At 37.2% G+C, this 6,925-nt stretch carries 7 protein-coding genes and 1 pseudogene; 7 read left to right on the top strand and 1 reads right to left on the bottom strand.

Going from position 1 to position 6,925, the window contains the following annotated elements:
- From DMC01_RS13855 to DMC01_RS16870, 4 genes and pseudogenes are all read left to right on the top strand, one after another.
- A partial coding sequence (locus tag DMC01_RS13855; RefSeq protein ID WP_185908913.1) for a hypothetical protein occupies positions 1 to 220 on the top strand: 220 nt, incomplete at its 5' end.
- Positions 207 to 905, top strand: coding sequence for a hypothetical protein (locus DMC01_RS11640; RefSeq protein WP_142694372.1), 699 nt, complete (start codon positions 207 to 209; stop codon positions 903 to 905). The genes DMC01_RS13855 and DMC01_RS11640, both read left to right, overlap by 14 nt.
- A gap of 422 nt (positions 906 to 1,327) precedes the next feature.
- Positions 1,328 to 1,510, top strand: coding sequence for a hypothetical protein (locus tag DMC01_RS11635; protein WP_142694371.1), 183 nt, complete (start codon positions 1,328 to 1,330; stop codon positions 1,508 to 1,510).
- Positions 1,477 to 1,695, top strand: a pseudogene (locus DMC01_RS16870) (IS1595 family transposase); the annotation flags it as partial. The gene DMC01_RS11635 and the pseudogene DMC01_RS16870, both read left to right, overlap by 34 nt.
- 747 nt (positions 1,696 to 2,442) lie before the next feature.
- Here the strand turns inward: DMC01_RS16870 and fliI are convergent.
- Positions 2,443 to 3,870, bottom strand: a complete 1,428-nt coding sequence (fliI, locus tag DMC01_RS11630; protein ID WP_142694370.1) for a flagellar protein export ATPase FliI — start codon at positions 3,868 to 3,870, stop codon at positions 2,443 to 2,445.
- A 396-nt stretch (positions 3,871 to 4,266) separates the two neighbouring features.
- Here fliI and DMC01_RS15455 point away from each other — a divergent pair, with 396 nt between their 5' ends.
- The 3 genes from DMC01_RS15455 to DMC01_RS15445 form a co-directional block, all read left to right on the top strand.
- Positions 4,267 to 5,241: a hypothetical protein gene (locus DMC01_RS15455; protein ID WP_246059221.1), complete on the top strand. Its 975-nt coding sequence runs from the start codon at positions 4,267 to 4,269 to the stop codon at positions 5,239 to 5,241.
- Positions 5,242 to 5,303: 62 nt separating this feature from the next.
- Positions 5,304 to 5,597, top strand: a complete 294-nt coding sequence (locus DMC01_RS15450; protein WP_246059219.1) for a DNA methyltransferase family protein — start codon at positions 5,304 to 5,306, stop codon at positions 5,595 to 5,597.
- 55 nt (positions 5,598 to 5,652) lie between these two features.
- The coding region (locus tag DMC01_RS15445) for a DUF559 domain-containing protein (RefSeq protein ID WP_246059217.1) at positions 5,653 to 6,925 on the top strand (1,273 nt) is incomplete at its 3' end.

The following is a 6,925-nucleotide window of genomic DNA, read 5'->3' as shown; positions in this document are numbered from 1 at the left end:
CAAAGAAATATGGGAAGATCTCATAAAAGAGGCAATATTTTTGGCTGATGTGCTTGATGAACAAGGAGAATATATGATAAAGAGGGCAAGATTAAAGGACGGAACTATAGTAAAATTAAGAAAAAAATCAAAAAGCGGAGGCTCAACAATAGAAGTGGATAAAAAGCAAGAAAAACAGCTTAAAATTCACAATAAGGAGAAAGAGGATGGTGATTGGTAGGGTATTAAAAGATAAAGACAGTGGGATCTTTCACGATGATTTTTATGATCTTAGGCACAAGTTAGAAAGAGAAGGAAATGTAGATTTTAACTTCAAGCTTTTTTCACAAATTCCAGAACTTGCAAAAACAGATATTTTAGAATATTTTGCTATAAGAGTGCTAGACTTAGCCACAGGACCGTTTGGAGAAGATGATGGAGCTATGGAGCTTGATAGTTTATTTGTAGAACACCCAGATGATCTTTTGGTAAATGATACAAGGCCTAGCTATGTTAGCGAATACATAAACACAGTAGGACAGCTTTTTTTGGCTGGATATATAGAATTTGGTATGTGTGGTTTGCAAGATAAGGAGGAAAATTTATTATCTAAACAAAAAGATGATAAATATCAAGCTTGGATACATTTTAGGGATAATTTCTTTTATACAGGTGCTTACTGGGATGATATGATAGATCTTAAAGAAAGATATAAGGATATGAGTGATGAGGATTATAAATATTCTAACTGGGATACTCCAAAATTTTGGGATAGGTATCATTTTTGGGTTTGTAGAACCCCCAAAGGCACAAAATACTTCAAGGAAGTGCTAGCACCTAAATTTTACAACAAATACAAGGACTTAGAAGTTGAAGTAGATGATGAAGGAAAGGTTATCAGGTGGATAGGGAGTATTAATAGATAAATGCAATGTTTAGAAGTGGCAAAGGAATTTAATTGTAATTTGAAAAGATATGCTAGTAGGAAAGATGAGCTTGCAAGATTTACAAGCTTAAAAGAACTTATAAATTCATAGGCTCAATTACACTTAAACCAAAGGGTTTTTAAGCTAAGTCCTATTAAAAATAAAGTGTTGTTTGTGAATTTCGCAGATATAATTTAAGAAATTTTGAAGTATTTGTTACTTTGCCTTGAGGCTTACAACTTTACAAGAAGGTATGCTAAAAAGCTAGGCTTAACTTTATATGCAAGTGGTAAAACACTACTTGGCAAAAGAGTTGCTAGCTATTATAAGGGATTTTACAGATCTAGAAAATGTCACAATTTTAGGAAAGTTTCAAAAGCCTACGGTGCCTTGTGAATTTTTTACTTCGCTAGGCCCTCCCTTTGCAAGAAGGAGTAAAGACACAAGATTTTGTAAAACATAGCACAAATGAGTTTGCAAGTGGATGCAATCATATCAACAGAATAGAGAATGTTTTTGCTTCGTGCTGCTCGTCTTGCAACTTTGCAAGAAGGAACAAAGGTACATTAACCGTGTTAAGCATTCTAAAAATGAGTTTAACTTAGCTAAGAATCACATAAATGCAATTGTGAATTTCTAGGGCTTTGCAAAGTTGACACTTGCTAAATTTAATGGCTAAAAATGTTATCCTTCACTTAAAAGAAACAGAATTAAGGCGAAAATTTTGAGACAAATTTCTCATCAAATTTTATTAAAATTGATAAGAGCAAATCCTATTGAAGTATCTTGAGCCTAAAATTAATAAGATAAAATTCTATTTAAATTTAATTGAGTCTTATATATTCAGCTAGAATTTCTTTGTCTTTCATTTCTAAAACAGCGTAAGTATGAGACCCAATAATAGACTCTTCACATCTATGTAAAGTTATGCGAATGCACCCATCTTGCCTAATTTGCATACCGCTAAAGCGGTTTTTCTTGCAATTTTATATTTAATCTCGTCAATTGATATCTGACATAGCATAAATTCTTTGTTTATATCAAAAATTCTTTTATGCCAAGCTTATTTTCTCATCAATTTCAGTTATTAAATCCTTAATTTTCACTCAACCAACAGCCTATGTCCCTAAATGCTTCTTGTAAAAGATTTTGTGAGCTTTATTCTTCTTTTAGAGGGTTGCTCATTGATAAAGCTATGATAATTTCGATTTTTTCATTTGATATAAGCCTCTTTAAGCAGATCTTGTTGTAATAACTCCACACATACTCTTCGTATCTTTAGCTCATAAAATGCAAAAAGATTAAACCTAGCATCATATCCCTTTTTTCAAAGAAAGAGTTCGATCTTTAACTCAAGGCATTTTGGCAGTTAAACAAGATAGTTTCTATATTTAAAGGCTTGTTAGCATTCTTTGTCATATTTTGCCCTTTTTTACTTTTTTGCAAAAATGCTTTTGTTCTAGCTTTTTGTTTAAATTTTTGTGAAGCTTTGTGAATTTTTATTTAAAGCCCTTTGCCCTTGTGAAATGATAGCAAACTAGTTTTTAGGCATATTTGGAAAGGCTCCTGGGAAGGCTAGATTTGCATTTTGAGTGGCTTGATTTGGGATATTTTGATTTGCAAAGGGTTGGGCGTTTGAGGCTGTATTTTGAGCGTTGGAATTTGTTTCTACCGATCTTAAAAGCTCTAAGCTTTTTTCAAACTCCACGCTTTCTTCTGGGGTTTGTTGCAAGAAATTTTGCATAAAGTCCTTTTTGGCTATGGCTTCGTCAAGTTCTTTGTCCGTGCCTCGTTGATAAGCACCTATCCTTAAAAGCACCTCATTTTCCTTTAAAAGCGAGTTTAGACGCTTGAATTTACGCGCTAAAAGCCTGTGTTCGTCCGTTATAATGTCATTCATCACCCGTGAGGCTGAATTTTGAATGTTTATGGGAGGATACACTCCAAAGTCTGCTAACTCTCTACTTAACACTATGTGCCCATCTAAGATGCTACGGCTTTGATCAGCTATAGGATCGCTCATATCGTCCCCATCGACAAGCACCGTAAAAAATGCCGTTATTGTACCCTTGCCCTCTTCCTTGCCAGTGCGCTCCATAAGCTGAGGCAGTAGGCTTAAAACGCTTGGAGGATAGCCCTTTGTGGTGGGAGGCTCGCCCAAAGCAAGCCCGATTTCACGCTGTGCCATAGCAAAGCGAGTAACGCTATCCATTATGAAAAGCACATCTTTTCCCTGTTCTTTAAAAAACTCCGCCACGCTCATCGCACAAAAGGCTCCGTATTTTCGCATCAAAGCGCTATCATCGCTGGTGGCTACTACTATGACGGTGTTTTCAAGGCTTCCTCCTAAATTTTTTTGTATAAACTCAGGGATTTCACGCCCCCTCTCGCCTATGAGGGCTACTACCTTTATGGGTGCTTTTGAGTTTTTAACTATCATGCCCATCAATGTAGATTTTCCAACGCCTGATCCTGCAAAGATGCCAAGCTTTTGTCCTACCCCGCAAGTTAATAGCCCGTCAATGGTCTTTACCCCCACAGGAAAGATCTCCTCGATCAATCCCCTCTTCATAGCATCAATTGGTTTTTTCATTATAGGCACAAGATGAGTGGCGTGAATTTCACCCTTGCCATCCTTTGGCTTCATAAAGGGATCCACAACTCGCCCCAAAAGCTCATTGCTTACTCCTATTTGCATACCAGCCTCGCTTAAAAAAGCCTTATCTCCGATCTTAAAGCCCTCAATGAAGCTAAATGGGCTAAGATAGCTTAGATCATCTTTGATCTCAACCACCATAGCCAAGCTTTCTAAATCATTTTCATTAGAAACAAGTTTGACTATGTCTCCAACCCCTGTTTTAAGTCCTTTAAGCTCAATGCTAGTGGCTGAGATCTTAGTAATTTGCCCAAAAGCCCTGCTTAGATCCTGCTTGCCAAGCTGTGAGCGAAGTTTTTCAAGTCCCATAAAGGCTCTCTTTTTTTGTATTTTGAAAATTTTAGCGAATTTTTAGGAATTTTGTATAACTGTGCTTAAATTTAGGCCTTGATTTATAAAAATGCGAAAAGACGTGAAATTTTGGCTGTAAATTGCCACATCGATTTTACCAGCTCGCAATGACGAAATTCACTCTAAATTCACAAATGCTCGTCTTTGTTATTTTTAAAAATTCACAAATTCACGCAAAATCCACAATGTTTCTAAAAAAGCATTAAAAAATTCACAAGCTCTTTCAATTTACTAAAACATACAATTTTCACCCTTGCTTTAAATTTAAACACCACAAAAAGGCTTTTGTAAAATTCACAATTTTCGCTAAAATGCACCCAAATTTAAATAAAAATTATAAATTCAAGGACAAAAATGCCATCAGGTCAAATTCAAGCTGCTATCAAAGCCTACCACACCGAGCTTAAAGCCATAGTGGCAAAAAAAGATTATAACGAACACAGCTTTCGCACCCCGCTTGAAAATTTGCTAAATGTCTTAAAGCCAAAGGATATTCGCATCTTGCACGAGCCAAAGCAAGGACAAGGCAGCATTCGCCCTGATTTTAAGATTTACAAGCAAACCCCACATTATGAAGCCTTGCAAGGCTTTGTGGAGTGTAAAAATTACAAAGAAAATTTAGACACGCTCATCAAGGGTAAGCAGATTGAAAAATACCTTTCTGTGTGTCCAAATATCATCTTAACAGACTACAACCGCTTTATCTTGCTTTCTTTTGGCAAGGTAGTTGCGGATTTAACGCTTTTTCCTTTGGGGCTTGAGCTTTTGCAAGAGGATAAAGCCAAAAATATAGAAATTCAAGCTCATTTTATCCAGCTTGTGCAAGGCTTTTTTGAAAGCTCAGTAAATATCAAAAACAAGGATGAATTAGTTAAAATTTTAAGCACTCAAAGCTTTTATCTAAGTGAGGTTATCTTTCAAAGCGATGCGGCAGGGCTTTTAAACACGCAGTTTAAAGAAAGCTTTGAAAAGGCATTTGCTACCTTTTCTAGCCTTGAAAACACGGCGTTTTCAAAGATAGAATTTTGCGACACCCTAGCTCAAAGCGTGGTGTATGGTATCTTTGTGGCTTACATAGAAAATGATGAATTTGAGATAGATAAAATTCCTATCCAAAGTTTTATCCAGCTTTTACCCCAGCATTTTCTCACTCTGCAAGAGTTTGTGTATTATTCTTTACCATTTTTTGCCTTGCCTAAATCCATTAAATACGCCCTTGAAAATATCAAAAAAACCATAGCCCTAATAGACAAGCCAAGCCTAGCCACAAGCTTTGAAAAAGAAATTCAAAGCATTTCACTTTATCTTTATGAGGACAAAGGCTTATGATAATTTAAGGGGAAAAGCGTAGAGAAGGCGGGGTTTTCTACACTCCAAGCGAGGTTGTAGATATGATAGTATCAAGCCTTAATGAGCTTTTGCAAAGCAAATTTCACAAAAACAAAGGCTTTGGTGATGAAAGCGTCAAAGTGCTTGACTTTGCCACAGGCACAGGCAGCTTTTTAGCAAGGGTTTTTGAGCTGATTTTGTCAAATGAAAGCGAGGTTTTTGCCAAGCAAACCATTGTCGAAAAATGCCTAAAAGACATCTACGGCTTTGAGCTGTCCTTCGTGCCTTACATAGTCGCACACCTAAAACTAAGCTCTATTTTAAAGCGGCTTTACAAACTTAAATTCCACGCATAAATTTCAACTTTTTCTCACCAACACCCTTGATTTAGACGCCCAAACACAAATTCAAATGCAAGTGCCATTTGATAGCCTTAAAACCCAAAGAGACGAGGCTTTGCGTTTAAAGCACAGCGATGATTTGCTTGTAATCCTAGGAAATCCCCCCTATAATGTCAAGTCCAAAAACAAGGGCAAGGAGATTTTAGAGCTTTTGCAAAGTTACAAACAAGGCTTAAACGAAACAAAGCTGAATTTAGACGATGATTATATCAAATTCATTCGCTTTGCCCAGTGGAAACTTTTAGAACAACAACAAAAGCAAGGCTTAATGGGCTTTATCACAAATAATTCCTTTTTAGATGGACGCACGCACCGCAAAATGAGAGAGCATTTAGCAAGGGCTTTTGATGAGATTTATATCTTAAATTTGCACGGCGATGAAAAAGACGATGAAAATGTCTTTGACATAAGGGTTGGCGTTTGCATAAGCTTGTTTGTGAAGTATAAAGACGGCGAAAATTCAGTCCAAAGTGGCGATACAAAAAGCGAAAGTATGGATACTTTAAATCCCTTGCGAGAGGGCGACACTTTAAGCCCCCCTCCCTTGCGGAGGGGGGTTTGGGGGGTGGGTAAAGATTCCCTAAACCACTCCGACATTCAAAGAGACTTTTATCTACAAAGTCAAAATTTTAGAATTTTACGCTTTTGGAATAACGAAATTTTAGAGAATTTAGAGGGCGTTTTAACTTTGATACAAAATGCCTTAAATGATAATTTTGCTAGTGAAAATTTTGCTAACGCAAAATGGACCCACCCCCAAACCCCCTCCGCAAGGGAGGGGGCTTCATCGGCTAACCGACTAGCACAGCAGGGGGCTTTGCCTTTGGCAAATCCTACAAAGAATGAAGCTTTATCTGCCCCAAACCACCGCCCACTTGCCCCATATATGAAAGAATTTAGCCGCACAATGCGAAAAAACCCCACAGATGCCGAAAACAAACTTTGGCAAGAGTTGCGAAACAAAAAGCTAGGCTTTTCATTTAGACGGCAATTTGTCATTGACTCAAAATATATCGCCGATTTTGTCTGCCTTGAAAAAAGGCTGATTATAGAATGCGATGGCTCGCAACACCAAAAGTCCCCCTCCCCTTGCGGTTTTGGGGGTGGGTTATTAAAAAATTCACAAACCGACAAAAACTCTTTGAATTTAAAAGAAAATTCACAAATTGAAAATACAAATGCTGAATTTACCCACCCCCAAACCCCCTCCGCAAGGGAGGGGGCTTCATTTAATGCCACTTCGCAAAAGCCTTTCAACCTAGCCAAAGTCCTTTACCACTCCA

Source organism: Campylobacter troglodytis (assembly GCF_006864425.1).
Classification (GTDB): Bacteria; Campylobacterota; Campylobacteria; order Campylobacterales; family Campylobacteraceae; genus Campylobacter_D; species Campylobacter_D troglodytis.
The sequence above is the reverse complement of the archived record's forward strand: the minus strand, read 5'-3'. Positions and strand labels throughout refer to the sequence as shown.

What these genes read in the sequence shown, in the direction of transcription:
- fliI (WP_142694370.1), bottom strand. Translation starts at nt 3,870, where the DNA reads ATGGGACTTGAAAAACTTCGCTCACAGCTTGGCAAGCAGGATCTAAGC.
- DMC01_RS11640 (WP_142694372.1), top strand. Translation starts at nt 207, where the DNA reads ATGGTGATTGGTAGGGTATTAAAAGATAAAGACAGTGGGATCTTTCAC.
- DMC01_RS15455 (WP_246059221.1), top strand. Translation starts at nt 4,267, where the DNA reads ATGCCATCAGGTCAAATTCAAGCTGCTATCAAAGCCTACCACACCGAG.
- DMC01_RS15450 (WP_246059219.1), top strand. Translation starts at nt 5,304, where the DNA reads ATGATAGTATCAAGCCTTAATGAGCTTTTGCAAAGCAAATTTCACAAA.